The organism is Streptomyces sp. MAI_2237, assembly GCF_054189285.1.
In genome coordinates, this window is sequence record NZ_JAJPGQ010000003.1 from 3,133,813 (window position 1) to 3,158,445 (window position 24,633).

The 24,633-nt window shown below is 69.3% G+C and carries 23 protein-coding genes; 17 read left to right on the forward strand and 6 right to left on the reverse strand.

Annotated elements, in window-relative coordinates:
- The first annotated feature begins 144 nt into the window (after positions 1 to 144).
- Together LN251_RS24785 and LN251_RS24790 are read left to right on the forward strand one after the other, a co-directional pair.
- The gene (locus LN251_RS24785) at positions 145 to 1,818 is read left to right on the forward strand and encodes an AMP-binding protein (protein WP_458246308.1); all 1,674 of its coding nucleotides are present in this window, start codon (positions 145 to 147) and stop codon (positions 1,816 to 1,818) included.
- On the forward strand, positions 1,815 to 3,410 hold the full coding sequence (locus tag LN251_RS24790; RefSeq protein ID WP_458246309.1) for an AMP-binding protein: 1,596 nt from the start codon (positions 1,815 to 1,817) through the stop codon (positions 3,408 to 3,410). The genes LN251_RS24785 and LN251_RS24790 overlap by 4 nt, the downstream gene beginning before the upstream one ends.
- 75 nt (positions 3,411 to 3,485) lie before the next feature.
- On the opposite strand, the gene LN251_RS24795 is transcribed toward LN251_RS24790, so the two are convergent.
- The gene (locus LN251_RS24795; RefSeq protein ID WP_458246310.1) at positions 3,486 to 4,175 is read right to left on the reverse strand and encodes a hypothetical protein; all 690 of its coding nucleotides are present in this window, start codon (positions 4,173 to 4,175) and stop codon (positions 3,486 to 3,488) included.
- Between the two features lie 167 nt (positions 4,176 to 4,342).
- Between LN251_RS24795 and gcl the strand changes: the two genes are divergently transcribed.
- Positions 4,343 to 6,127, forward strand: a complete 1,785-nt coding sequence (gcl, locus tag LN251_RS24800) for a glyoxylate carboligase (RefSeq protein ID WP_458246311.1) — start codon at positions 4,343 to 4,345, stop codon at positions 6,125 to 6,127.
- A 278-nt stretch (positions 6,128 to 6,405) separates the two neighbouring features.
- Here gcl and LN251_RS24805 read toward each other — a convergent pair whose 3' ends face one another.
- The 4 genes from LN251_RS24805 to LN251_RS24820 all read right to left on the reverse strand — a co-directional run bounded on the left by LN251_RS24805 (position 6,406) and on the right by LN251_RS24820 (position 10,373).
- Positions 6,406 to 6,645, reverse strand: a complete 240-nt coding sequence (locus tag LN251_RS24805; RefSeq protein WP_404161864.1) for a hypothetical protein — start codon at positions 6,643 to 6,645, stop codon at positions 6,406 to 6,408.
- A 354-nt stretch (positions 6,646 to 6,999) separates the two neighbouring features.
- On the reverse strand, positions 7,000 to 8,457 hold the full coding sequence (locus tag LN251_RS24810; RefSeq protein WP_458246312.1) for a catalase: 1,458 nt from the start codon (positions 8,455 to 8,457) through the stop codon (positions 7,000 to 7,002).
- A 175-nt stretch (positions 8,458 to 8,632) separates the two neighbouring features.
- Positions 8,633 to 9,526 carry a 2-hydroxy-3-oxopropionate reductase gene (locus LN251_RS24815; protein ID WP_458246313.1) on the reverse strand — a complete coding sequence of 298 codons (894 nt, stop codon included), beginning with the start codon at positions 9,524 to 9,526 and terminating at the stop codon, positions 8,633 to 8,635.
- 25 nt (positions 9,527 to 9,551) lie between these two features.
- Complete coding sequence (locus LN251_RS24820) at positions 9,552 to 10,373, reverse strand: TIM barrel protein (protein WP_458246314.1); 822 nt, start codon at positions 10,371 to 10,373, stop codon at positions 9,552 to 9,554.
- A 109-nt stretch (positions 10,374 to 10,482) separates the two neighbouring features.
- On the opposite strand from LN251_RS24820, the gene polX reads away from it, so the two are divergent.
- The 9 genes from polX (at position 10,483) to LN251_RS24865 (ending at position 18,693) form a co-directional block, all read left to right on the forward strand.
- Complete coding sequence (polX, locus tag LN251_RS24825) at positions 10,483 to 12,225, forward strand: DNA polymerase/3'-5' exonuclease PolX (protein WP_458246315.1); 1,743 nt, start codon at positions 10,483 to 10,485, stop codon at positions 12,223 to 12,225.
- A 46-nt stretch (positions 12,226 to 12,271) separates the two neighbouring features.
- Positions 12,272 to 12,523, forward strand: coding sequence for a hypothetical protein (locus LN251_RS24830; protein ID WP_458246316.1), 252 nt, complete (start codon positions 12,272 to 12,274; stop codon positions 12,521 to 12,523).
- Entirely contained in the window at positions 12,520 to 12,888 is a 369-nt protein-coding gene (locus LN251_RS24835; RefSeq protein WP_458246317.1) for a helix-turn-helix domain-containing protein, read from the forward strand. The genes LN251_RS24830 and LN251_RS24835 overlap by 4 nt, the downstream gene beginning before the upstream one ends.
- A gap of 166 nt (positions 12,889 to 13,054) precedes the next feature.
- Complete coding sequence (uraD, locus tag LN251_RS24840) at positions 13,055 to 13,567, forward strand: 2-oxo-4-hydroxy-4-carboxy-5-ureidoimidazoline decarboxylase (protein WP_458246318.1); 513 nt, start codon at positions 13,055 to 13,057, stop codon at positions 13,565 to 13,567.
- A 3-nt stretch (positions 13,568 to 13,570) separates the two neighbouring features.
- Positions 13,571 to 13,966, forward strand: coding sequence for a hydroxyisourate hydrolase (gene uraH, locus LN251_RS24845; RefSeq protein WP_058922258.1), 396 nt, complete (start codon positions 13,571 to 13,573; stop codon positions 13,964 to 13,966).
- Positions 13,967 to 13,970: 4 nt separating this feature from the next.
- A complete protein-coding gene (pucL, locus tag LN251_RS24850) occupies positions 13,971 to 14,918 on the forward strand; it encodes a factor-independent urate hydroxylase (RefSeq protein WP_458246319.1) in 948 nt (315 codons plus the stop codon).
- Between the two features lie 110 nt (positions 14,919 to 15,028).
- On the forward strand, positions 15,029 to 16,408 hold the full coding sequence (locus LN251_RS24855; protein WP_458246320.1) for an 8-oxoguanine deaminase: 1,380 nt from the start codon (positions 15,029 to 15,031) through the stop codon (positions 16,406 to 16,408).
- 277 nt (positions 16,409 to 16,685) lie between these two features.
- The gene (locus LN251_RS24860; RefSeq protein WP_458246321.1) at positions 16,686 to 18,080 is read left to right on the forward strand and encodes a nucleobase:cation symporter-2 family protein; all 1,395 of its coding nucleotides are present in this window, start codon (positions 16,686 to 16,688) and stop codon (positions 18,078 to 18,080) included.
- Positions 18,073 to 18,693, forward strand: a complete 621-nt coding sequence (locus tag LN251_RS24865; protein WP_458246322.1) for a TMEM175 family protein — start codon at positions 18,073 to 18,075, stop codon at positions 18,691 to 18,693. Before LN251_RS24860 ends, LN251_RS24865 begins: the two co-directional genes overlap by 8 nt.
- Here LN251_RS24865 and LN251_RS24870 read toward each other — a convergent pair.
- Entirely contained in the window at positions 18,639 to 19,220 is a 582-nt protein-coding gene (locus LN251_RS24870) for an exonuclease (protein WP_458246323.1), read from the reverse strand. The two genes, LN251_RS24865 and LN251_RS24870, sit on opposite strands and share 55 nt — an antisense overlap.
- Before the next feature lie 45 nt (positions 19,221 to 19,265).
- Here LN251_RS24870 and LN251_RS24875 point away from each other — a divergent pair, with 45 nt between their 5' ends.
- From LN251_RS24875 to LN251_RS24895, 5 genes are all read left to right on the forward strand, one after another.
- Complete coding sequence (locus tag LN251_RS24875; RefSeq protein ID WP_458246324.1) at positions 19,266 to 19,886, forward strand: recombinase family protein; 621 nt, start codon at positions 19,266 to 19,268, stop codon at positions 19,884 to 19,886.
- A complete protein-coding gene (locus LN251_RS24880; protein WP_458246790.1) occupies positions 19,870 to 20,775 on the forward strand; it encodes a recombinase family protein in 906 nt (301 codons plus the stop codon). Before LN251_RS24875 ends, LN251_RS24880 begins: the two co-directional genes overlap by 17 nt.
- 169 nt (positions 20,776 to 20,944) lie before the next feature.
- Positions 20,945 to 21,238 (forward strand): helix-turn-helix domain-containing protein, encoded by a 294-nt coding sequence (locus LN251_RS24885; protein WP_458246325.1) that lies wholly within the window; start codon positions 20,945 to 20,947, stop codon positions 21,236 to 21,238.
- Between the two features lie 221 nt (positions 21,239 to 21,459).
- Positions 21,460 to 23,661, forward strand: coding sequence for a phage/plasmid primase, P4 family (locus LN251_RS24890; protein ID WP_458246326.1), 2,202 nt, complete (start codon positions 21,460 to 21,462; stop codon positions 23,659 to 23,661).
- A gap of 287 nt (positions 23,662 to 23,948) precedes the next feature.
- Positions 23,949 to 24,533, forward strand: a complete 585-nt coding sequence (locus LN251_RS24895; protein WP_458246327.1) for a GNAT family N-acetyltransferase — start codon at positions 23,949 to 23,951, stop codon at positions 24,531 to 24,533.
- Positions 24,534 to 24,633 lie beyond the last annotated feature (100 nt).

Here is a 24,633-nt window from a genome sequence, read left to right on the forward strand (position 1 = left end):
CGCCCTTTCCTGCAGCCTGGGGTCCCTGTCCCGGGGGCCCCGGTCCCACGACGCACCCCCGTTCGGGGGTGGTGAGACCTGCATCACGGATTACACGATGGCAGAGAGCCGCCCGGCAATGGTCCGGTATCGAGGAGGAGCGAGATGACGACCGCGACGGAGGCCTTTCGTAGCGCGCGGGACTTTCTGCTGGAACACCGCGAGGACTACGCCAAGGCGTACGAGGGTTTCGGCTGGCCCCGGCCCGAGCGCTTCAACTGGGCGCTCGACTGGTTCGACGTCATCGCCGAGGGCAACGACCGGACCGCGCTGCACATCGTCGAGGAGGACGGCAGCGAGGTGCGTGTCTCCTTCGCGGAGATGTCCGCCCGCTCCGACCGCGTCGCGAACTGGCTGCGCGACCGGGGTGTCCAGCCCGAGGACCGCATTCTGGTCATGCTCGGCAACCAGACCGAGCTGTGGGAGACCGCCCTGGCGGCGATGAAGCTGCGGGCCGTCGTCATCCCGGCGACCCCGCTGCTCGGCCCCGCCGACCTGCGCGACCGCGTCGACCGGGGCCGCGTGAAGCACGTGATCGTCCGGGCCGAGGACACCGCCAAGTTCGGCGACGTGCCCGGCACCTACACCCGCATCTCCGTCGGCGGCCTGCCCGAGGAGGGCTGGGAGCCCTACGAGGACGCGTACGCGGCCCCCGCCGAGTTCCTCCCCGACGGGCCCACCCTCGCCGACGACCCGCTGATGCTGTACTTCACCTCCGGCACCACCGCCCGCCCCAAGCTGGTCGAGCACACCCACACCTCGTACCCGATCGGCCACCTGGCGACCATGTACTGGATCGGCCTCAAGCCGGGCGACGTGCACCTGAACATCTCCTCGCCCGGCTGGGCCAAGCACGCCTGGTCCAACCTCTTCGCGCCCTGGAACGCCGAGGCGACCGTCTTCATCCACAACTACACGCGCTTCGACGCGGCCCGGCTGATGGCCGAGATGGACCGCGCGGGCGTGACCACCTTCTGCGCCCCGCCGACCGTGTGGCGCATGCTCATCCAGGCCGACCTCACCCAGCTGCGGAACAGGCCGCGCGAGGCGGTGGCGGCGGGCGAGCCCCTGAACCCCGAGGTCATCGAGCAGGTCCGCCGCTCCTGGGGCGTCACCATCCGGGACGGCTTCGGGCAGACCGAGACGGCCGTGCAGGTCTCCAACAGCCCCGGGCAGCGGCTCAAGACCGGCTCCATGGGCCGGCCGAGCCCCGGCTACAAGGTCGAACTGCTCGACCCGGTCTCCGGCGCCCCCGGCGCCACCGAGGGCGAGATCTGCCTCGACCTGTCGGCCCGGCCCGTCGGCCTGATGACCGGCTACCACGGCGACCCGGACCGTACGGCGGAGGCGATGGCCGGCGGCTACTACCGCACCGGCGACATCGGCTCCCGCGACGAGGACGGCTACATCACGTACGTCGGTCGCGCCGACGACGTCTTCAAGGCCTCCGACTACAAGATCAGCCCCTTCGAGCTGGAGAGCGCCCTGCTGGAGCACGAGGCGGTCGCCGAGGCGGCCGTCGTGCCCGCCCCGGACGAGGTGCGCCTCGCCGTGCCCAAGGCGTACGTCGTGCTCGCCGAGGGCTGGCAGCCCGGGCCCGACACCGCCAAGGTGCTCTTCGAGCACTCCCGCGAGGTCCTGGCGCCGTACAAGCGCATCCGCCGCCTGGAGTTCGCGCCGCTGCCCAAGACCGTCTCCGGCAAGATCCGCCGCATCGAGCTGCGCGAAGCCACCGCCGCAGGCTCGTCGGCCGAGTACCGCGAGGAGGACTTCCGGTGACGCAACCGTCGTACAGCCACGGCACGAGCACCACCACGCTGCTCGGCGACACCATCGGCGCCAACCTGGACCGGGCCGTCGCCGCCTGGCCGGACCGCGAGGCCCTCGTCGACGTGCCCTCCGGGCGGCGCTGGACCTACGCGCAGTTCGCCGCGGACGTCGACCGGCTGGCGCAGGCGCTGCTCGCGAGCGGGGTCGCCAAGGGCGACCGGGTCGGGATCTGGGCGGTCAACTGCCCCGAGTGGGTACTGGTGCAGTACGCCACCGCCCGCATCGGCGCGATCATGGTGAACATCAACCCGGCCTACCGCACCCACGAGGTGGAGTACGTCCTCAAGCAGGCCGGCATCTCGCTGCTCTTCGCCTCCCTCAGCCACAAGAGCAGCGACTACCGGGCGATGGTCGGCGAAGTGCGCGGCCGCTGCCCGGAGTTGCGGGAGGCCGTGTTCATCGGCGACCCGGGCTGGGAGGCGCTGCTCGCCCGTGCGCCCCAGGCACCGGTGCCGTATCCGGAGCTGTCCTGCGACGAGCCGATCAACATCCAGTACACCTCGGGCACGACGGGCTTCCCCAAGGGGGCCACCCTCTCCCACCACAACATCCTCAACAACGGTTACTTCGTGGGGGAGATGATCTCCTACAGCGAGCAGGACCGGGTGTGCATCCCGGTGCCCTTCTACCACTGCTTCGGCATGGTCATGGGCAACCTCGCCGCCACCTCGCACGGCGCCTGCATGGTCATCCCGGCCCCGTCCTTCGACCCGAAGGCCACGCTGGAGGCAGTCCAGCGCGAGCACTGCACCTCGCTGTACGGCGTACCGACCATGTTCATCGCGGAGTTGAACCTGCCCGACTTCGCCTCCTACGACCTCTCCTCGCTGCGCACCGGGATCATGGCGGGCTCGCCCTGCCCGGTGGAGGTGATGAAGCGGGTGGTCACCGAGATGAACATGGCGGAGGTGTCGATCTGCTACGGCATGACGGAGACCTCGCCCGTCTCCACCCAGACCCGGCGCGAGGACGACCTGGAACACCGCACGGGCACCGTCGGCCGCGTCCTGCCGCACCTGGAGGTGAAGGTCGTCGACCCGGCCACCGGGATCACCCGGCCCCGGGGCAGCGCGGGCGAGCTGTGCACCCGCGGCTACAGCGTGATGCTCGGCTACTGGAACGAGCCCGAGAAGACCGCCGAGGCCGTCGACCCCGGCCGCTGGATGCACACCGGCGACCTGGCGGTGATGCGCGAGGACGGGTACGTCGAGATCGTCGGCCGTATCAAGGACATGATCATCCGGGGCGGGGAGAACATCTACCCGCGTGAGATCGAGGAGTTCCTCTACGGCCACCCCGGGATCCAGGACGTCCAGGTCGTCGGCGTCCCGCACGAGAAGTACGGCGAGGAGGTCCTGGCCTGCGTCATCCCGAAGGACGCGGCCGACCCGCTCACCCTGGAGGACCTGCGCGCCTTCTGCGAGGGGAGGCTGGCGCACTACAAGATCCCCAGCCGGCTCCGGATCCTCGAGTCCTTCCCCATGACGGTCTCGGGCAAGGTCCGCAAAGTCGAGCTCAGGGAGACATACGCCGGGGACTGAAGCGCCCCGAAAGGGGCGCGGGGAACTGCGCGACCGACCCCCACCGGCCCGCAGTTCCCCACCGGCCGCGGTTCTTCACGGTCCGGCGTCCAGTTCGTCCGCCAGGCTGTTGACCGGCTGCGCGGTCCCGGTGACGTCGAGGACGAAGAGAGGGACACCCAGGTCGTCGGCGCGGGCGCGGGCGTCGCCCGCGTACCCGGCGAGGGAGAAGTAGACACAGCCCGCCGACTCCGTCATGGCCGTCAGCCACAGGCACTCCACGTCCCGCAGCGAGGCCGGGCGCACCGCCGGGTCGACCTGGGCCAGCAGCCCGCGCGCGGCGAGGCCGACACCCGACGGCGGCCGTTGGTCGGCTCGGCGGAGGTCCCGGTAGCCGAGCCGGCGCAGATACAGCGCGGCCGCCAGCACCGCGTCCCGCGCGGTGCGGATCGTGACGGGCGGCAAGGCCGGCCGCCGCTCCGCCGGGCCGGCCGCCCTCGTGCCGTCGCCCTCCTCCGCGGCGCTCCCGCCGGTCACCGGCACCCGCAGCACGGTCCCGCAGGCGCAGCCCACTTCCGGGTACGGCCACTCGTCCCGGCGGCCGCAGACCGCGCACCGCAGGCTCATCCAGTCCTCCGCGCTCACGGCGTGGGTCACGGCCGTCGCCGTCCCGTGCCGGTCCAGCTCCGGAGTGACCGTCGCCCCGCACGCGCAGGGGAACGACGGCGCCGTGTAGAGGTGCTCGCGTCGGCAGGCCGGGCAGCACACCGAGAGTCTCTCGGTCATGCCCCACATCGTCCTCCCGCGCACCCCCGCCTGTCCGTCCCTTGACTGCCTTCCCTCACCCACTTACATTGCTTCCAGATAGTAGAAGTTCATTTCCACTATGCGGAAGTGCTCACCGCGGGGCGCGACGGGAGTGCTCATTCCGACAGCCGAGGCAGGAGTACTCGATGGCACGTATGACCGCTGCCCGCGCGGCAGTTGAGATCCTCAGGCGCGAGGGCGTCACCGACGCGTTCGGGGTGCCCGGTGCGGCGATCAACCCCTTCTATGCTGCGCTCAAGGCCTCCGGCGGCATCCACCACACCCTCGCCCGCCACGTCGAGGGCGCCTCGCACATGGCCGAGGGGTACACCAGGACCCGCCCCGGCAACATCGGTGTCTGCATCGGCACTTCGGGCCCCGCCGGCACCGACATGATCACCGGTCTGTACTCGGCGATCGGCGACTCCGTCCCGATCCTGTGCATCACCGGTCAGGCGCCGACCGCCGTGATCCACAAGGAGGACTTCCAGGCCGTCGACATCGCCTCCATCGCCAAGCCGGTCACCAAGATGGCGGTGACCGTCCTGGAGGCGGCGCAGGTCCCCGGCGTCTTCCAGCAGGCCTTCCACCTGATGCGCTCCGGCCGCCCCGGCCCGGTCCTGATCGACCTGCCCATCGACGTCCAGCTGACGGAGATCGAGTTCGACCCGGAGACGTACCAGCCGCTCCCGGTCTACCGGCCGCTCGCCTCCCGCGCCCAGATCGAGAAGGCGATCGGGCTGCTGAACGCCTCCGAGCGTCCCCTGATCGTCGCCGGTGGCGGTGTCATCAACGCGGACGCCTGTGAACTGCTGGTCGAGTTCGCCGAGTTGACGGGTGTTCCGGTCGTCCCGACCCTGATGGGCTGGGGCGTGCTGCCCGACGACCACGAGCTGAACGCCGGCATGGTGGGCCTGCAGACCTCGCACCGCTACGGCAACGCGACCTTCCTGGAGTCCGACTTCGTCCTCGGCATCGGCAACCGCTGGGCCAACCGCCACACCGGCAAGCTGGACGTCTACACGGCCGGCCGGACCTTCGTCCACGTCGACGTCGAGCCCACCCAGATCGGCAGGATCTTCGCCCCCGACTACGGCATCGCCTCCGACGCCAAGGCCGCGCTGAAGCTGTTCGTCGAGGTGGCACGGGAGTTGAAGGCGGAGGGCAGGCTCCCCGACCGCTCGGCGTGGGCCGCCTCGGCCCAGGAGAAGAAGGCGACGCTCCAGCGCCGTACGCACTTCGACGACATCCCGATCAAGCCGCAGCGCGTCTACGAGGAGATGAACAAGGCCTTCGGGCCGGAGACCCGGTACGTCTCCACGATCGGCCTCTCGCAGATCGCCGGCGCCCAGATGCTGCACGTCTACCGGCCCCGCCACTGGATCAACTGCGGCCAGGCGGGTCCCCTCGGCTGGACGATCCCGGCGGCGCTGGGCGTCGCCAAGGCCGACCCGGAGGCGCAGGTCGTCGCGCTCTCCGGCGACTACGACTTCCAGTTCATGATCGAGGAGCTGGCCGTCGGCGCGCAGCACAAGATCCCCTACGTCCACGTCCTGGTCAACAACGCGTATCTGGGCCTGATCCGTCAGGCGCAGCGGGCGTTCGACATCGACTTCCAGGTGAAGCTGGAGTTCGAGAACGTCAACTCGCCCGAGCTCGGCGTCTACGGCGTCGACCACGTCAAGGTCGCCGAGGGCCTGGGCTGCAAGGCGATCCGCGTCACCGACCCGGCCGAGCTGGGCGCGGCCTTCGAGCAGGCGAAGAAGCTGGCGCAGGAGTACCGGGTCCCGGTCGTCGTCGAGGCGATCCTGGAGCGCGTCACCAACATCTCCATGTCGACGACCAACGACATCGGCAACGTCGTGGAGTTCGAGGAGCTCGCGACCGAGCCGGGACACGCTCCGACCTCGATCCGAACGCTGAAGGTCTGAGTCGCGCGGGTCGCGGGGCCCGACGGCCGAAGGGCGGTCCAGCCGACTGGCTGGACCGCCCTTCCGCGTGCCCGGTTCTTGCGAACCGTCCCCCGATTCCCCCGTGCCGTCCCCCGTTTTCCCCCGTACCGGTGCCCGCCGCCCCCGTGCCGGCGGGCCCCGTGTGACGAGAATGTGCCCAAGGGCGGGGGCAGTTGAAGCCCCTTGAACCGTGTTCAGAGCTGAATTTGAGGTTTGCGTAGACGTCCTACGTCCGGTGCGTACGCGCGCAGCGCGCCTCAAGCCCCCTCGTGGTGCTCCGAGAGCCCGGGCCAGTCGTCCGGTCCGCCGCCCTGCCACTCGATGAGATCGCTGCCCTCGACGTCCGTGACGTACAGGTCGGCCAGCCGCAGGATCTCGCCCACGTCGTCCGCGTGCGTGGCGATGCCCAGCGTCTCGTCGCCCTCGGTGACCCGCCGGGACCCGTCGAGGGCCGGCGGATGCACCACCACATGTGGATGTTCCCTCTGATGTGCCATGCCTTCAGGCTCCTGCGCGCCGGCCGGACGCGCACCCCGTGGACGCGGAAGAGCGCCGGATGCGGGGGTGTCCGCATCCGGCGCTCTTCTGGGGTGGTGCCGTCCGGCGGCGCGAGGCTGGGCGCGACAGGACATTCGCGCCGCCGGACGGGGTCCGTGGTCGTACGGGAGGGATGGCAGGGACCGCGGCGGCTGCGACGGCACCGGGCGCTCCTCCCCTCAGGTCGAAGGAGGAGGGCCAGGACCTTCACCACCGCACTGGCTCGCACGCCGCCGCGGTCTCCGGCCTGCCCGCGGACGTCCGTCCGGCCACCCCTCATCCGGGCCGTCCGGCCGCCGCGGGCCGTCTGTGGCTCAGTCCTCGCGCAGGGCGTGGACCGCCTCCTCCACGCGCCTGCCGTACTCGGGGTCGGCGGCGTGGAAGTGGGCCAGGTTCTTCTCGATCACGTCGTCACGGGAGACCTTGGACAGGCCGCCGGCGATGTTCGCGACCAGCCGGGACCTCTCGTCCTCGGACATCAGGCGGTACAGCTCGCCCGCCTGGGAGAAGTCGTCGTCCTTGGTGTGCCGCGCGGCCTCGTGGGTGCCGGTCCAGCCGGTCACCGCGAGCGGGGCGGACAGCGGGCGGCCGGTCTCGACGGGGCCGCCGTAGGAGTTCGGCTCGTAGTTCTTGGCGTACCGGCCCTGGGAGTTGGACGCCATCAGGCCGTCGCGGCCGTAGTTGTCCGCCGTGGTCGCCCGCGGGGCGTTCACGGCCAGCTGGGTGTGGTTGACGCCCAGGCGGTAGCGGTGGGCGTCCGCGTAGGCGAACAGGCGGCCCTGGAGCATCTTGTCGGGCGAGGGCCCGATGCCCGGCACGAAGTTGTTCGGGGAGAACGCGGCCTGCTCGACCTCGGCGAAGACGTTGTCCGGATTGCGGTCGAGGACCAGCCGGCCCACGCGCCGCAGCGGGTGGTCGGCGTGCGGCCACACCTTGGTCAGGTCGAAGGGGTTGAAGCGGTAGTCCGCCGCCTCCGCCGCCGTCATCAGCTGCACGTACAGCGTCCAGGACGGGTTGACGCCCCGCTCGATGGCCTGGAGCAGGTCCGTCTGGTGGGAGTTCGCGTCCCTGCCCGCGAGTTCGGCGGCCTGCTCACTGCTCAGGCAGCGGATGCCCTGGTTGGTCTTGAAGTGGTACTTGACGAAGAAGACCTCGCCCTCGGCGTTCGTCCACTGGTAGGTGTGCGAGCCGTAGCCGTTCATGTGGCGGTACGACGCCGGGATGCCGCGGTCTCCCATCAGCCAGGTCACCTGGTGCGTGGCCTCGGGGGAGTGAGCCCAGAAGTCCCAGACGTTGTCCGGCTCCTGACGGCCCGTGAAGGGGTCGCGCTTCTGCGAGTGGATGAAGTCGGGGAACTTGATCGGGTCCTTGATGAAGAACACCGGGGTGTTGTTGCCGACGAGATCGTAATTGCCGTCCTCGGTGTAGAACTTCACGGCGAAGCCGCGCGGGTCGCGGACCGCGTCCGCGCCGCCGAGGGAGTCGGCCACGGTCGAGAAGCGCAGGAAGACCTCGGTGCGCCGGCCCACCGCGCTCAGGAAGTCGGCGTGGGTGAACCCGGTGACGTCGTCGGTCACCTCGAAGTAGCCGTACGCGCCCGAGCCGCGGGCGTGCACCACCCGCTCCGGGATGCGCTCGCGGTTGAAGCGCGCCAGCTTCTCCAGCAGGTGCTGGTCCTGGAGGAGGAGCGGGCCGCCGATGCCTGCGGAGGCGGAGTTCTGGTTGTCGGCGACCGGGGCGCCGGACTCGGTGGTGAGCACGCGCTTCGACATCTGGACCTTCCATGCGGGTGGCAGCGGAAGTTCATTTCCGCTTCGTGGAGCCTAGGAGTGGACGGCTGGAGCGTCAACAGTTTGTTGAAGTGGTTTCCGGGCGGCGCCCCCGCCTGGGCGCGACAGGACAGATGTCGGCGGTGGCGCCGCCCGGAAGCTTCGGTGGCCCGCCCGGTCAGACCCGGGCGCCGGAGAGCCGCTCGACGGCCCGCAGCAGCGCCGAGTGGTCCAGCCCGCCGTCGCCCTGCGCGCGCAGGCTGGCGACGAGCTGGGCGACCACGGCGCCGACGGGCAGGGCGGCGCCGACGTTGCGGGCGGCGTCGGTGACGATGCCCATGTCCTTGTGGTGCAGGTCGATGCGGAAACCGGGCTTGAAGTCACGGTGAAGGAGGTTGTCCTTCTTGCGCGTCAGCACGGTCGAGCCCGCCAGGCCCCCGTTGAGGACGTCCAGCGCGGCCTCGAGGTCCACGCCGGACTTCTCCAGGAAGACGACGGCCTCGGCGCACGCCTGGATGTTCACGGCGACGATGAGCTGGTTGGCGGCCTTCACGGTCTGGCCCGAGCCGTGCGGACCGCACAGCACGATGGTCTTGCCCAGCGCCTCGAAGATCGGCCTCGCGTGGTCGAAGTCGGCCTGCTCGCCGCCGACCATGATGGACAGCACCGCCTCCACGGCACCGGCCTCGCCACCCGACACGGGGGCGTCCAGGACGCGGACGCCCTTGTCCGCGGCGGCCTTCGCCAGGTCCACGGAGGTCTGCGGGGTGATGGACGACATGTCGATCAGTAGCGCGCCGGAGCGGGCGTTGTCCAGGATGCCGTCGGGGCCGTAGGCGATGGCCTCGACCTGCGGCGACGCGGGGACCATCGTGATGATCACGTCGGCGTCGCGGACGGCCTCGGCGATCGAGCCGGCGGCGGTGCCGCCGGCCGCGGCCAGCCGGTCCAGCTTGTCCTGCTCCAGCGTGAAGCCGGTGACGTCGTAACCCGCCTTGATCAGGTTCTCGGACATGGGGGAGCCCATGATGCCGAGGCCTATCCAGGAGATCTTGGGAAGCGTGTCGCTCATGAGGAACTGCCTTTCGGTGCGGGGGTCAGCGGGGCAGCCAGTCGAAGGCCTCGGCGCTCGGGCGGTCGCCCGGCTTGTACTCGAGGCCGATCCAGCCGTCGTAGCCCGCCTTCTTCAGTCGGTCGAGGAGGTCTTCGAGGGGCAGTGAGCCCGTGCCCGGGGCGCCGCGGCCCGGGTTGTCGGCGATCTGCACATGGCCGGTCCGCGCGGCGTACCGCTCGATCACCGCCGGCAGGTCCTCGCCGTTCATGGACAGGTGGTAGAGGTCCATGAGGAACTTCGCGTTGCCGAGCCCGGTCGCCGCGTTGACCTTGTCGACGACGTCGATCGCGGCCGGGGCGCTCACCAGCGGATACAGCGGCGATTCCGGCTTGTTGAGGGCCTCGATCAGCAGGATCGCGCCGATCCGGTCGGCCGCGCGGGCCGCGAGCACCAGGTTCTGAAGGGCCAGCGCGTCCTGCTCGGCCGGGTCGACGCCGTCGACGCGGTTGCCGTACAGGGCGTTCAGTGCCCGGCAGCCCAGGGAGGCGGCGAAGGAGGCGGCCACGTCGATGTTGGCGCGGAACCGCTCGGACTCCTCGCCCGGGACCGACAGGGCGCCGCGGTCGGGCCCCGGCAGCTGCCCGGCGTAGAAGTTCAGGCCCGTGAGCCGGACGCCCGCGTCCTCGATCGCCCCTTTCAGGGCGTCGAGCTCGGACTGCTCGGGGGTGGGGGAGTCGACCCAGGGCCACCACAGCTCGACCGCGGTGAAGCCGGCCGCGGCGGCGGCCGCGGGGCGCTCCAGGAGCGGGAGTTCCGTGAAGAGGATCGACAGGTTGACGTTGAAGCGCTGCTCTGCGAATCCCATGCGGGTCGGCGCTCCCTTCCGTGTCGAGTGATTCCGTATTGCGGAAGTTAGTTTCTGTTTAACGGAAGATTGCCTGTGGCGGGGGAGGGCTGTCAAGTACTCTGGGGATGTGGCCCGGTCCAACGACGAGGTCGCCGCGCTGCTCCAGGAGTACGCCGACCTCATCTCGATCACCGGCGGAGACGCGTTCAGGGCACGCGTCTACGAGAAGGCCGCGCGGGCCGTCGGCGGCCACCACGCCGACGTCGCCACCCTCGACCTCAAGGGCCTTCAGCAGATCCCGAACGTCGGCAAGTCCATCGCCCTGAAGGTGCGGGAGTACGTCGACCACGGCAACGTCACGGCCGTCGAGGAACTGCGGGCGAAGATCCCCGCCGGGGTGCGCCGGCTGACCGCCATCCCCACGCTCGGCCCGAAGAAGGCCATGGCGGTGTACCAGGAGCTGGGGATCTCCTCGGTCGACGAACTGGCCGACGCCATCCACCGGGAGCGGCTGCGCGACCTCAAGGGCTTCGGGCCGAAGACCGAGGAGAACATCCTGCACGGCATCGAGCTCCTGCGCTCCGCCGGCGGGCGCGTCCGGCTCGACGTCGCCCTGGGCCTCGCCGACGACATCGTGGCCGCGTTGTCCGCGGTGGACGGCTGCCTGCGCTGCGCCCATGCCGGATCGCTGCGCCGGTACCGGGAGACCATCGGCGACATCGACGTCCTGGCCGCCTCCACGACCCCCGCGCCGATCATGCGCGCGTTCTCCGCGCTGCCGTACGTCACCGAGGTCATCGGCACGGGCGAGAAGAAGACGTCCGTGCGCACCGACAGGGGGCTCGACGTCGACCTGCGCGTCGTGCCGCCGGACTCCTGGGGCGCCGCCCTGCAGTACTTCACCGGCTCCAAGGCCCACAACATCCGCACCCGCGAGCGGGCCGTGCACCACAGGCTCAAGCTCTCCGAGTACGGGCTCTTCGACGTCGAGACCGGCGAGAGGATCGTCTCCGAGACCGAGGAGGGGGTGTACGCCCGGCTCGGACTGCCGTGGATCCCGCCGACCCTGCGCGAGGACCGCGGCGAGATCGAGGCCGGGCTGCGCGGCGAGCTGCCCGACCTGGTCACCGAGGCCGACCTCCGCGGCGACCTGCACAGCCACACCGACCTCACCGACGGACTCGCCCCGCTCCAGGAGATGGCCGAGGCGGCCGCCGCGCGCGGCTACTCCTACTACGCGATCACCGACCACGGCCCCGACATGGCCATGCAGCGCATGACCGACGAGCGGATGCTGGCCCAGCGCGAGCGGGTCCGCGCACTCGACGGCACCCTCGCGACCGCGGGGCGGCGCGGCGGGCTGCGGCTGCTGCACGGCGCGGAGCTCGACATCGGGCCGGAGGGGGAGGTGGACTGGCCCGCCGAGTTCCTGGCCGGCTTCGACCTGTGCGTGGCCTCCGTCCACTCGCACTTCCACCAGGACCCCGACGCCCTGACCCGGCGGCTCGTGCGTGCCTGCGAGAACCCGTACGTCAACGTCATCGGTCACCCCACCACCCGGCTGATCGGCAGGCGGCCCGGCATCGACGCCGACCTCGACGCGGTCTTCGCCGCCTGCGCCCGCACCGGCACGGCCCTGGAGATCAACGCCCACCCGGACCGTCTCGACCTGCGCGACGAGGACATCCTGCGGGCCAGGCGGTACGGCGTGCGGTTCGCCGTGAACAGCGACGCCCACGCCGTGCCGCACCTGGACAACATGCGCTACGGCATCGGCACCGCCCAGCGCGGCTGGCTCACCGCCGACGACGTGATCAACACCTGGCCGGAGCGCAGGCTGCGGGCCTTTCTGCGCAAGGGGCGGCCGTGACCGAGAGGGCTGCCCCAAAGGCCGTGCGGCGCGTTAGGTTGAGCGCGTGCGATTGAGAGTGGAGTTCACGACCGAGCCCTTCGACCTCGACGAGGCCCCGGCGCACGCGGTCGTCGCCCGCCAGGTCGTCGAGGCCGCCGAGCTGGACGCGGTGGACGTCGGCCCCTTCGGGAACACGGCGGAAGGCGGCGCCGACGCGGTACTGACGGCCGTGGACGCCCTGCTGCGCAAGACCCTCGAGGCCGGCGCCACCCGTGTCACCCTCCAGCTCAACGTGGTCGGGGAGGGCGGGGAGTGACCGGCACCGGGGACGAGCCGTTCATCACGGCAGTGAAGCCGCTGGTCGACGCCATGGGCGGGGAGATGCTGCCGCCGGACGAGGCCGGCCCCGACGACGTCGTCCTCGCCTGGGAGGGCGCCGACGCGGTCGCCGTACGCCTGCCCCAGCTCGCCGACTCCCTCGACCACATCCTGGCCGCCATGGAGCGCAAGCAGGGCAAGCCGCTGGCCGACCTGGACCGCAAGGCCAAGCAGGAGGTCGTACGGATACTGGAGGCGCGCGGCGCCTTCTCCGTGCGGCACGGCGTGGAGACCGTGGCGAGCGCGCTCGGCGTCAGCCGGTTCACGGTCTACAACTACCTGAACCGCGACAAGGAGAGCTGAGTCGAGCCGGGCCCGGCGGGCACCGCCGCCCGGCTCGGCCCCGGAACCGCGTCACGGGTTTGTCACCGCGAATTTTCAACAAAGTGTTGACGGCTTGTCGCCGCAAGGCGTTAGCTGTTCCGCAGCCCGTTCAGCACGAAGGCCCTTCGCGGCCACGGAGGCTCCCGTGACGTCGACTTCCACGCCCCCGGGCCTGGCCCGGTTCAACGCGCTTCAGGAGCCGGCGGCCCACGCCGCCCTCCACGAGGTGTGTGCCTCCACCGCCTGGGCGAAGCGGGTGCTGGCCGCCCGCCCCTACGCCACCACCGAGGAGCTGTATGCCGCCGGCGACGCCGCCATGGCCGAGCTGACCGCGGCCGACCTGGAGGAGGCCATGGCCGGCCACCCGCCCATCGGCCGTCCCCGGCCGGGCGATCCGACCTCCGCCCGGGAACAGCGCGGCATGGCCGGCGCCCCCGAGGAACTCCGGGCGCGGATGCTCGAACTGAACCTGGCCTACCAGGAGAAGTTCGGCCACGTCTTCCTGATCTGCGCCACCGGCCGCACCGCCGAGCAGATGCGCGACGCGGTCGAGGAGCGGCTCGGCAACCCGCCCGAGCGGGAACGGGAGATCGTCCGTACCGAACTCGGCAAGATCAACCGCATCCGACTGGCACGACTCGTCGAAGAGGACGCCTGACCCATGAGCACCAGCACCACCGCTTCCGTGTCCACCCACATCCTGGACACCAGCGCCGGCCGCCCCGCCGAGGCGGTCGCCGTCCGGCTCAGTGCCCGCGGCGGGCGCGAGGCGGAATGGCGGGACCTCGGCGGCTCGGCGACCGACGCGGACGGCCGGTGCAAGGACCTGCCGGCGCTGCCGGAGGGGACCACCCACGTACGACTCGACTTCGCCGTGGAGCCGTACTTCGAGAAGAAGCAAGCCGATGCGCAGCAGGACGCCCCCGCGAATCGGGACAGCGGACCCGGCGTGTTCTTCCCGGAGGTGGCGATCACGTTCGCCGTCGTGCCGGGCGAGCACTACCACGTACCGCTGCTGCTCAACCCGTTCGGCTACTCCGTTTACCGAGGGAGCTAGCTAAATGACCGTCAATTCCCGCCCTGCCCGCCCTGTGATGCTGGGACAGAACCAGTACGGCAAGGCCGAGAACCGAGTCGTGAAGATCACGCGGGAGGGCGCCACCCACCACATCAAGGACCTCAACGTCTCCGTCGCCCTGAGCGGCGACATGGAGGAGGTCCACTACTCCGGTTCCAACGCCAACGTCCTGCCGACCGACACCACCAAGAACACGGTGTTCGCGTTCGCCAAGGAGCACGGCATCGAGTCCGCCGAGCAGTTCGGCATCCACCTCGCCCGGCACTTCGTGACCTCGCAGGCGCCCATCCACCGCGCCCGCATCCGCATCGAGGAGTACGCCTGGGAGCGGATCGAGGCCTCCGACGCCAACTCGCAGTTCATCGGCGCCGACGAGGTCAAGCACTCCTTCGTCAGGAAGGGCCAGGAGACGCGGGTCACGCAGATCACCTACGACGGCTCGTCGTGGGAGGTCATATCCGGGCTGAAGGACCTGACGGTGATGAACTCGACCAACTCCGAGTTCTGGGGCTACGTCAAGGACAAGTACACGACGCTCCAGGAGGCCTACGACCGCATCCTGGCCACCTCGGTCTCGGCGCGCTGGCGGTTCAACTGGACCGACGACGAACAGAAGATGCCCCACTGGGAGAAGTCCTACGAGCAGACCCGGAAGCACATGCTCCAGGCCTTCGCCGAGACCTACTCCCTGTCGCTGCAGCAGACGCTGTACCAGATGGGCTCGCGGATCATCAACAACCGCGGCGAGATCGACGAGGTCCGCTTCTCGCTGCCGAACAAGCACCACTTCCTCGTCGACCTGGAGCCCTTCGGGCTGAAGAACGACAACGAGGTCTACTTCGCCGCCGACCGCCCGTACGGGCTGATCGAGGCGACCGTCCTGCGGGACGGCTGCGAGCCGAAGATCCCCGTGGACCTGACGAACCTGTAAGAACTGCACCATGCGGCACCCGCGGCCGGTGAGGTCCTCGAACCGGCCGCGGCACTCAAATCTCCCGGGGTCCTGCCGTGCCCTCTCCACCGAAGCGCAAAGGACGAACCATGGCAGCAGACCGGCGCATCGTCATCGAGAACTGTGCGATCGCGACCGTCGACGCGCACGACACCGAGTACGCGAACGGTCACGTCGTCATCGCCGGCAACCGCGTCGAGACGCTCGGCGCGGGCAGGGCCCCCGAGGGCCTGGAGAACGTCGTACGCCGTATCGACGCCACCGGGCACCTGGTCACCCCCGGACTGGTCAACACCCACCACCACTTCTACCAGTGGATCACCCGGGGCCTGGCCACCGACCACAACCTCTTCGACTGGCTCGTCGCCCTCTATCCGACGTGGGCGCGCATCGACGAGGAGATGTGCTACTCGGCGGCCCAGGGCTCGCTCGCGATGATGGCCCGCGGCGGCGTCACCACCGCCATGGACCACCACTACGTCTTCCCCAAGGGCTCCGGCGACCTGTCCGGCGCCATCATCCGCGCCGCCCGCGAGACCGGCGTCCGCTTCACCCTGGCCCGCGGCTCCATGGACCGCAGCGAGAAGGACGGAGGCCTGCCCCCGGACTTCGCCGTCGAGACCCTCGAAGGCGCCCTCGCCGCCACCGAGGCCACCGTCGAGGAGCACCACGACTCCTCCTTCGACGCGATGACCCAGGTGGCCGTGGCCCCTTGCTCGCCCTTCTCCGTGTCCACCGAACTCCTGCGTGAAGGGGCCGAGTTGGCCCGGCGGCTCGGGGTGCGGCTGCACACCCACGGCTCGGAGACGGTCGAGGAGGAGAAGTTCTGCCACGAGCTGTTCGGCATGGGTCCTACCGACTACTTCGAGTCCACCGGCTGGCTCGGCGAGGACGTGTGGATGGCGCACTGCGTCCACATGAACGACTCCGACATCGCCGCCTTCGCCCGCACCAGGACCGGCGTCGCCCACTGCCCCTCCTCCAACGCCCGCCTCGCGGCCGGCATCGCCCGCGTCCCGGACATGCTGGCGGCCGGCGTCCCGGTCGGCCTCGGCGTCGACGGCACGGCTTCCAACGAGTCCGGCGAACTGCACACCGAACTGCGCAACGCCCTGCTCATCAACCGCCTCGGCGCCCACCGCGAGGCCGCACTCAACGCCCGCCAGGCCCTTCGCCTCGGCACCTACGGCGGCGCACAGGTACTGGGCCGGGCGACGGAGACCGGCTCGCTGGAACCCGGCAAGCTGGCCGACCTGGTGCTGTGGCGGATGGACACCCTCGCCCACGCCTCCATCGCCGACCCGGTCACCGCGCTGGTCTTCGGCGCGGCGGCCCCGGTGACCGCCTCCTTCGTGGGCGGCCGGCAGATCGTGGAGGAGGGCCGCCTGCTGCACGTCGACGAGGACGCGATCGCCCGCTCCACTCGCGAGCAGGCCCAGCGCCTGGCGCGGATCGCCGCGCAGGGCTGAGCCGGCCGTAGAGCAGGGCTGAGCCGGCCGAAGATCTCCGGTCGAGGGGGACGGCCCTCGACCGGTGGCCGTGGACCCAGCGGGTCCCACGGCGGCCGTCTCCGGGGCGCACGTGGACGCGTGCGCCCCGGAACGGTCACCGTCCCACGGCCCATCAGGGCCTCGGTCCCTCCCCCACTCTCGGCTTCGCTCGAGCGGGAGGTCCCCCCATGACCGTGCACCACCTCCTTGAAACCCACGTCAGAGCCGACGTGTCACCCGCCCGGAGGAGCCGCCCGTGTCCGCCACCTGCCCTGTCGAGGGGACCCACCCCGTCGACGAGAAACTCCCCGCCCTGAAGATGGCGACCACCGGTCTGCAGCACGTGGCCGCCATGTACGCGGGAGTCGTCGCCCCGCCCCTGATCGTCGGCGCGGCCATCGGCCTCTCCGCCACCGACCTCACCTTCCTCACCGGCGCCTGCCTGTTTACCGCCGGCCTCGCCACCTTCCTGCAGACCCTGGGCGTGTGGAAGATCGGCGCCCGGCTGCCCTTCGTCAACGGTGTCACCTTCGCCGGGGTGGCCCCCATGACGGCGGTCGTCGCCTCCACCAAGGACAAGACCGACGCCCTGCCCGTCATCTACGGCGCGGTGATCGTCGCCGGCCTCCTCGGATTCCTGGCCGCCCCCATCTTCTGCAAGGCGGTCCGCTTCTTCCCGCCCGTCGTCACCGGCACCGTCATCACGCTGATAGGCGTGTCCCTGCTGCCGGTCGCCTTCGGCTGGGCACAGGGCCCCAACCCCGGTGCCGAGGACTACGGTTCGGCCAAGTACCTGACCCTGGCCGCCGTGACCCTCCTGCTCGTACTGCTGCTGCGCCGCTTCACCCGCGGCTTCGTCAAGCAGATCGCCGTCCTGCTGGGCATGGTCGCGGGCACCCTGGTCGCGATCCCCTTCGGCGTCACGGACTTCGGCCCGGTGGCCCACGCGGACGTCGTCGGCTTCCCGACGCCGTTCCACTTCGGCGCACCGCAGTTCCACCTCGCCGCGATCCTGTCCCTGTGCGTGGTGATGGTGGTGTCGATGACCGAGTCGACCGCCGACATGCTGGCGCTCGGTGAGATCGTCGAACGCCCCGCCGACGAGCGGACGATCGCCGCCGGCCTGCGCGCCGACACCCTCGGCTCGGCCCTCAGCCCCCTGTTCAACGGCTTCATGTGCAGCGCCTTCGCCCAGAACATCGGCCTGGTCGCCATGACCCGCATCCGCAGCCGCTACGTCGTCGCCGCCGGCGGAGGCTTCCTGGTCCTGATGGGGCTGTGCCCGATAGCAGCCTCCCTCATCGCCGTCGTACCGCGCCCGGTGCTCGGCGGCGCGGGCGTGGTCCTCTTCGGGTCGGTCGCCGCCAGCGGCATCCAGACCCTGGTCAAGGCGGGGCTGGACAAGGACAACAACGTCCTGATCGTCGCCGTCTCGCTCGCCGTCGGCATCATCCCGATCACCGCGCCGGAGTTCTACCACGCCTTCCCCGAGACGGCGCGGATCGTGCTGGACTCGGGCATCTCGACGGGCTGTGTGGCCGCGGTGGCACTGAACCTGGTCTTCAACCACCTCGGCAAGGGCCGTGACGCACAGGAGGTGACACACCCGATGGAGGCGCCCGCGATGGTGCACGCTGTCCCCCATGAATGAGTCCGGCCGCGTCGAGGCCTTCAGCGACGGCGTCTTCGCCATCGCCATCACCCTGCTCATCCTGGAGATCAAGGTCCCGGAGGTCGGTGAGAGCGGCGACCTGTGGCACGCCCTCGGCGCGCAGTGGCCGTCGTACGCCGCCTACGTGGTGAGCTTCCTCGTGATCGGCATCATGTGGATCAACCACCATCAGCTGTTCAGCTACGTCGCCCGCGTCGACCGCAGGCTGATGTTCCTGAACCTGCTCGTGCTGATGGTGGTGGCCGCCGTGCCCTGGCCGACCGCGATGCTCGCGCGGTACCTGCGCGAGGACGCGCCCTCGCACGTCGCCGCGGCCGTCTACAGCCTCGTCATGGTGGCGATGGCGCTCGCCTTCCAGGCCCTGTGGTGGCATCTGACCCGCACCGGCCATCTCTTCGACGAACGCGTCGACGTCGAGGCGGCCCGCGCCACCCGGGCCCGCTTCGCCCTCGGCTCCCTCGGCTACCCGGTCACGGTGGGTCTCGCCTTCGTCTCGGCGCCGCTCACCCTGGCCGCGCACGGCCTGCTCGCCCTGTACTACGCCTTCAACCAGCTGCCGGTGCCGACCCGGCCGGACCCGGCCAGTTCATGAGGTTGGCCAGCAGCTCGGCCTGCTCGATCGCGTCGTCCAGGGCGTGGTGCGTGTGCCGCCGGCGCGAGAGCAGATGCCGGGGCATCGTCCCCTTGGCGACCGCCCGCAGCGGCAGCCGTCGCGTACAGCGTCTTCATGTCCAGGCAGCCCGAGTGCCCGAAGGGGCTCGCGCCGGTGAACCGGATCAGGTACCAGTACAGGAACGTCCAGTCGTACGGGGCCGGGTAGCCGCACATCACGGGCTGCGCCCCGGCACAGACCTCGCGCACCCAGTCGCCGAACTCGGCTAGGGCGACGGCCGGTTCGGCCCCCTCGGTCCTCAGCCGCTCCCGGTCGAGTCCGCTGACGGCGAGCGCCTCCGGCACGAACTCCTCGCTGATCGGCCGCAGTTCGCGGTAGAAGGTCCGCTCCTCGGGGTCGGCGGCGGTGAAGCCGTCGGCATCCTGCGTCCCGGCGACCGCGGCACCGAGACTCAGCATCGAGTACGGCCCCGGGATGGGGCCGTCGGCCTCGATGTCGACGGACAAAGTTCTACGTATGGTGCCCCTCAGAGCACGTCACCAGGAGGGGACATGACCACGGTTGCCAGGGAGTACCTGAGATCCAGTAAGGGGCGGGGCGGGCGCTCCGTCTCCACGGAGGACCAGCACAAAGACAACATCCGGGCAGAGCAGGAACACGGCCCCTGGACATGGGGTGAGGCGTACGCCGACACAGGGTCGGCCAGTAAGTACGCCCGCAAAACCCGGGATGACTTTGACCGGCTCATGGCCGACCTGGACTCCAGCGAATTCGGAGAGCCGGGAACAGTCCTGGTGCTGTGGGAGGTCTCCCGACTCGCCCGTGAGACCGGCAAAGGCGTAGCGCTCGTGGACGCGGTGGAGCGGGGCGGATACCTGATCCACGTCACGAGTCTTGACCGCACCTTCAACCCGTCCAACTACGGCGACCGGCACTCTCTGATCTCCGGCATCAATGACGCCGAAAAGGAGGCACGCCTCCTCTCCGCTCGTACGCTGCGAGGCGTGAACTCCGCACTGGACGAGGGCAGGCCGCACGGGAAGACGCCGTTCGGCTATGCCCGTGACTATGAGCTGATCGACGGCCGTCCACGGCCAGTGAGGCAGTACCCGGACCCGGTCGAGGGCCCCGTTGGTGCAGGAGCTGTTCCGGCGCGTGCTCGGAGGCCCTGAGAAGGCACCGGAGTCCATTCGGTCCGTTGCCCTTGACTGGGAGCGGCGCGGCATTGTGTCGCGGCAGAACGGAGTCCCGTTCCGCGCGCAGAACCTTCGGCACATGCTGACCCGTAAGGCGTACATCGGAATGCGTGTGCACGGCGCCAGCGAGCGCCCCGGCAACTGGCCCCCGCTGATCGAGGTGGAGACCTTTGAGGCCGTGCAACGGCTGTTGGCCGACCCGAGCCGCAAATCCCACACGACCAACGCGGTCCGGCACATTCTGACCGGCACACTCCGATGCGATGTGTGCGGCGAGGCCATGACCATTTCGACCGGGGAGCGTGCCAAGAACGCGGGCGGCCACCATGGTCACGCGGCCTATGTCTGCCGCCGGTATGGCTGTCTGAGAATCGACAGGGCGAAGACGGACGCCTTTCTCATCGGGGACGCCCAGCACCCTGGCGTGGTGCTGGCCTATCTGTCGCGGCCGGACATTGCCGACGGGCTGTCCCGTCCTGGCGATGACCCCGAGTTGTCCCGCGTTCGGGCCCAACTGTCACGGGCGCGTGCCCTGCTGGAGGAGTTCGAGAACGCTGAGCCTGCCCGCTCCCTGGCCGAGTCGCGAGAACGCGCGCGGTCGGTCGAGGCGCTGGAGGCGGAGATCCGGGAGTTGGAGGGCAAGGAGCGCTCCTTGACGACACCGAATCCGTTGGTCTCGATGTTCAAGACCGGTCCCGGTGCGGCAGAGCGTTGGGCGGCCACAGAGGTCACGGCGCAACGTGCCATTGCTGCGCTCCTGTTGTCGCCGGAGGTCATCGGGCGGCCGCGTGTGCGCCGTGTGGACGACAGTCCATCTGACGCGGTGACGGACCGTATCAATTGGTCAAGAACCGCAGGCGAATAGGCAATCGCCTATGTAACCGAATATGGGTCCCACCTGACGGGGCATCTCTCGGATTGGCTTTATCGAGAGATGCCCCGGTACATTTGGGACGCCAGAAAGGAGAGTCTGGCCGCACTGACACTGACCCGGTGTCATGTGCGGACGCCTGCTCTCCGAAAGAGGCCACACGATGCACAGCGTCCCTGCGCCGTCCGATCTGATCGGACCCAATCGCGCAGCGGAGATTCTTCAGGTGGGTCGCACCACGGTCTATCGCATGATCGAGCGCGGCGAACTCACCGCGTACCGGGTCACGTCCGGACTCACTCGGGTTTCTGAGGCAGAGGTGCGGGCGCATATCGAGGTATCCAGCCCGCCCAGCCTCGACCTGTACGTGCGGCGCATTGTCGATGCCGCACCTGCTCTGAACCCAGAACAGCTAGAGCGGCTGCGTGCGTTGCTCGCGCCGCCTACGGCTGCGTAAACCACATGAGAAACCGCCCCCGGTTTCAGGTCCCGGGGGCGGATCTCAGCGGACGCCCGATGAAAGGCAGAACCCAGCATGACACGTAGGAGCTAGGCCCCGACGGAGGAGAGGAGCCCCGCCATTGCGCGGGGTCTGAAGACCGGGCCTGCCCAGAAAAGCAATCGGCCCGACCGGAGAGTTTGGTCGGGCCGATCTCAGAAACAAGAGGTATTGCCAGTATGGCGTATCTGCCATCGGGTGAGTCCCGTAATCCTCTCCTCGCCGCAGCCCTCACCTACGCCCAACGGATGGGCTGGTCTGTCTTACCGCTGCGCCCTCTAGGGAAGACGCCCGTCACGCCCAACGGATTCAAGGACGCCACCACCGATCCGGCCATCATCACCGCATGGTGGACCGAGACGCCGAACGCCAATATCGGCATCGCTACCGGCATCTCGAATCTGTTCGTCATCGACGTGGACACCAAGAACGGGAAGAAGGGCGCCGAGACGCTGGAGTCGATCACCGAGGTGATGGGTGAACTCCCGCAGACGTACACCGTGAAGACGTGGTCCGGTGGCTGGCAGCACTACTTCCAGATGCCGGAGCCGCGCCTGAAGAACTCCACCGGCACCGACAAGGCGGGTCTCGGACGGGACGTCGACACCCGGGGCGATGGCGGGTACGTCGTTGCGGCGCCGTCCGTCGTCGAGGAGAAAGGCGTACGGGGCCAGTACCGGGTCACGGCCAGGGTGGCACCGGCTGAACTCCCCGCATGGGTCGCGGACAAGCTGACGCGAAAGCCTCTCGTGTTCTCCAGGCGGCCCAGCGCGCCCACGGTGGACCGGACGGCCACGCAGCCTCCGAACGGGCCGCAGGCGCCCCCTGAGGGGCTGCGCCGCTACATCGAGAGCAAGTGCGCCGAGATCCGCGCCATGCCGGTCGGCGGACCGGCCACGCAGCCAGTCAATGACATCGCGTACGAGCTGGCGCAGTACGCCCCGGATCAGGTGTCCGTACAGGAGTTGCGCGCGCTGCTGCGCGCCGCCGTCGACATGTGGGAGGACGGCCAGGAGAAGGGATACGACGGAATCGAGCAGGGGTTGAAGGACGCGGGCAAGGACCCCAGGGAATGGCAAGAGAGGCGCACCCCTGACGGGAACAGGGAGCGGTATTTCACCCGCATCGAGGGGGCCCGGACTTTCCTCGCGGCGACTCTTGCCACGGACGTACTTGGTATTGGGCCGCTCGCGGCTGGGATAGACAGCCTCATGTGGACGTACCGCGATGGAGTCTGGGTCCCATCAAAGGACGTGGCGCGTCATCGCGCGGCGCTCCTGCTAGGCGAGGACTACCGGCGCAGTTACGCGGTCAATGCCGAAGACATTGTTCGGAGTCGCATCCCGGACATCGAGTGCGAGCCGGTTCCGGAGGTCATCAATTTCCGTAACGGTTTGTACTACTGGCAGACCGACACCCTTGCGCCGCACACCCCCGACGTGTTGTCCACGGTGCAACTCTCCGTGGACTGGGACCCTACGGCCGGCTGTCCCGAGTTCGATGCGTTTCTAGGGCAGGTTCTGCCTGCCGACGCCATCGACATGATGTGGGAGCTGATCGGCTACCTGATGTACTCGGGTAACCCGCTCCACAAAGCCGTCATGCTGACCGGCACCGGGCGTAACGGTAAGGGCACTTTCCTGCGTGTGGTGGAGGCGCTGCTCGGAAAGCAGAACATCAGCTCTGCATCACTGACCGATTTGGTCAGCAACCGATTCGCCACCGCGTCCCTGTTCGGAAAGATCGCAAACATCGCAGGCGATATCGATGGCACCTACCTGGAGACCACGGGGGTCTTCAAGAACATCACGGGCTTGGACTCGATCAGGGCCGAACACAAGGGCCGTGACGGTTTCGAGTTCACGCCGTGGGCGGTCCCGGTGTTCAGCGCCAACAAGATCCCCGGGTCAGCAGACACCACCGTCGGCTATCTCTCTCGCTGGGTGATCCAGCACTTCCCGCACAATTTCGAGGGCCGCGAGGACCGCACGCTTGACCAGCGACTTCAGACGAAAGCCGAACTAGCCGGGGTCGCAGCCAAGGCAGTTCCGGCATTGCGACGGCTCATGGCGCGAGGAGACTTTGAACTGTCGCCCTCTGCACAGGCGGCGCGGGAGGAGTTCGTCCGCAGAGTGGACCAGGTGCGCACGTGGATATCGGAGTGCACCGCACCCGATCCCGACTCCCGCATCCCGCGCACCGCGCTCTATGCCGTTTACAAGAACTGGGCCAGTCGCGACGGCCACGGAACGCTCAAGGCGACCGAGTTCTACGACCGGCTGGAGGCCGCCGGAGTCCGGCCGGTAATCGTGCGCGGCACGCGCAGCTTCGCCGGAATCCGGGTCACAGACACAGCGGAAGGAACGGGCCGCCCACGGTGAAGCCACGGGGCGCAGGAGGGTGCACAGGGTGCAGGAACTGCCCTACCCCCCACGCGTACGTACGTAAGGGGGGTTAGAGATTTGTGCACCCTCTGCACCCTGGCAACCCGCTATTTCGGCCTGACCAGCACAGACACCGAAGAAGGAGGGTGCACAAACTCTGCACCCTCTCGAACCGAGGCGGACCGGATTGGGGCCCGCGCCACCTAGCGCGCCGTCTGGTCGCCCCCCTTTGTGCACCCCCGGGGTGCACCCCATCTGCCGCATAAACCCACGGAGGAGGACGCGTGCCACCACTGACGCCGTGCACCCTGCACCGGTTCGATCCCCTCGACCCCGAGCATGCAGCGACCCTCACCGCCCTCTATCGCGACTACCTGATGGAGGGATTCGAGAACACCGGGGAGTGGATGGACGGGACACCGGTAGCGGACTTCCTGTCCACGGCCCTCATCGAGCACGAGGGCCAGACCGTGGGTTTCATCTCGATGGACTTGCAGATGTTCGCCGTGGAGTTGGTCTACGTGTCGATGGAGTTCCGCAGGAACGGCATCGCCCGGTCGGTGCTGATGCACGCGTGCGACGCCTGCCCCGGGACCCTCAGGGCGAAAGCGCCGTTCACCCTGGCGTCACGCTCCCTGTTCGCCACCCTCGGAATCCCGGAGGCAGGCCGCTCGCCGCAGATGTGGAGCGAACGCAATCGCGTCCACCGTGAAGCGATGGACGCCATGGCGGCACAGTGCCGCCACAAACACGGCCACCCAGCTCGGCCCTGCAATCGATGCGTGCGTAGGCGCCTGGAAATGACCGCCGAAACCCTGGTGACGAACTATGTCAAGAAAGTGAAGGCGGAAGTCATCACCATCGCATAAGCACGTGAGCGCACCCGGGCGGCCATCCGGATGCGCTCACCGATCTCCGTCCCGCGTGACCAGAAGGAGGAACACGAGACTATGTCTGCCGTATCCGAGA

Excerpts from the sequence above, each read along its gene's own strand:
- LN251_RS24785 (WP_458246308.1), top strand. The coding sequence starts at position 145 with ATGACGACCGCGACGGAGGCCTTTCGTAGCGCGCGGGACTTTCTGCTG.
- LN251_RS24795 (WP_458246310.1), bottom strand. The coding sequence starts at position 4,175 with ATGACCGAGAGACTCTCGGTGTGCTGCCCGGCCTGCCGACGCGAGCAC.
- gcl (WP_458246311.1), top strand. The coding sequence starts at position 4,343 with ATGGCACGTATGACCGCTGCCCGCGCGGCAGTTGAGATCCTCAGGCGC.
- LN251_RS24805 (WP_404161864.1), bottom strand. The coding sequence starts at position 6,645 with ATGGCACATCAGAGGGAACATCCACATGTGGTGGTGCATCCGCCGGCC.
- LN251_RS24810 (WP_458246312.1), bottom strand. The coding sequence starts at position 8,457 with ATGTCGAAGCGCGTGCTCACCACCGAGTCCGGCGCCCCGGTCGCCGAC.
- LN251_RS24815 (WP_458246313.1), bottom strand. The coding sequence starts at position 9,526 with ATGAGCGACACGCTTCCCAAGATCTCCTGGATAGGCCTCGGCATCATG.
- LN251_RS24820 (WP_458246314.1), bottom strand. The coding sequence starts at position 10,373 with ATGGGATTCGCAGAGCAGCGCTTCAACGTCAACCTGTCGATCCTCTTC.
- uraH (WP_058922258.1), top strand. The coding sequence starts at position 13,571 with ATGAGCACCAGCACCACCGCTTCCGTGTCCACCCACATCCTGGACACC.
- pucL (WP_458246319.1), top strand. The coding sequence starts at position 13,971 with ATGACCGTCAATTCCCGCCCTGCCCGCCCTGTGATGCTGGGACAGAAC.
- LN251_RS24855 (WP_458246320.1), top strand. The coding sequence starts at position 15,029 with ATGGCAGCAGACCGGCGCATCGTCATCGAGAACTGTGCGATCGCGACC.
- LN251_RS24865 (WP_458246322.1), top strand. The coding sequence starts at position 18,073 with ATGAATGAGTCCGGCCGCGTCGAGGCCTTCAGCGACGGCGTCTTCGCC.
- LN251_RS24875 (WP_458246324.1), top strand. The coding sequence starts at position 19,266 with ATGACCACGGTTGCCAGGGAGTACCTGAGATCCAGTAAGGGGCGGGGC.
- LN251_RS24885 (WP_458246325.1), top strand. The coding sequence starts at position 20,945 with ATGCACAGCGTCCCTGCGCCGTCCGATCTGATCGGACCCAATCGCGCA.
- LN251_RS24890 (WP_458246326.1), top strand. The coding sequence starts at position 21,460 with ATGGCGTATCTGCCATCGGGTGAGTCCCGTAATCCTCTCCTCGCCGCA.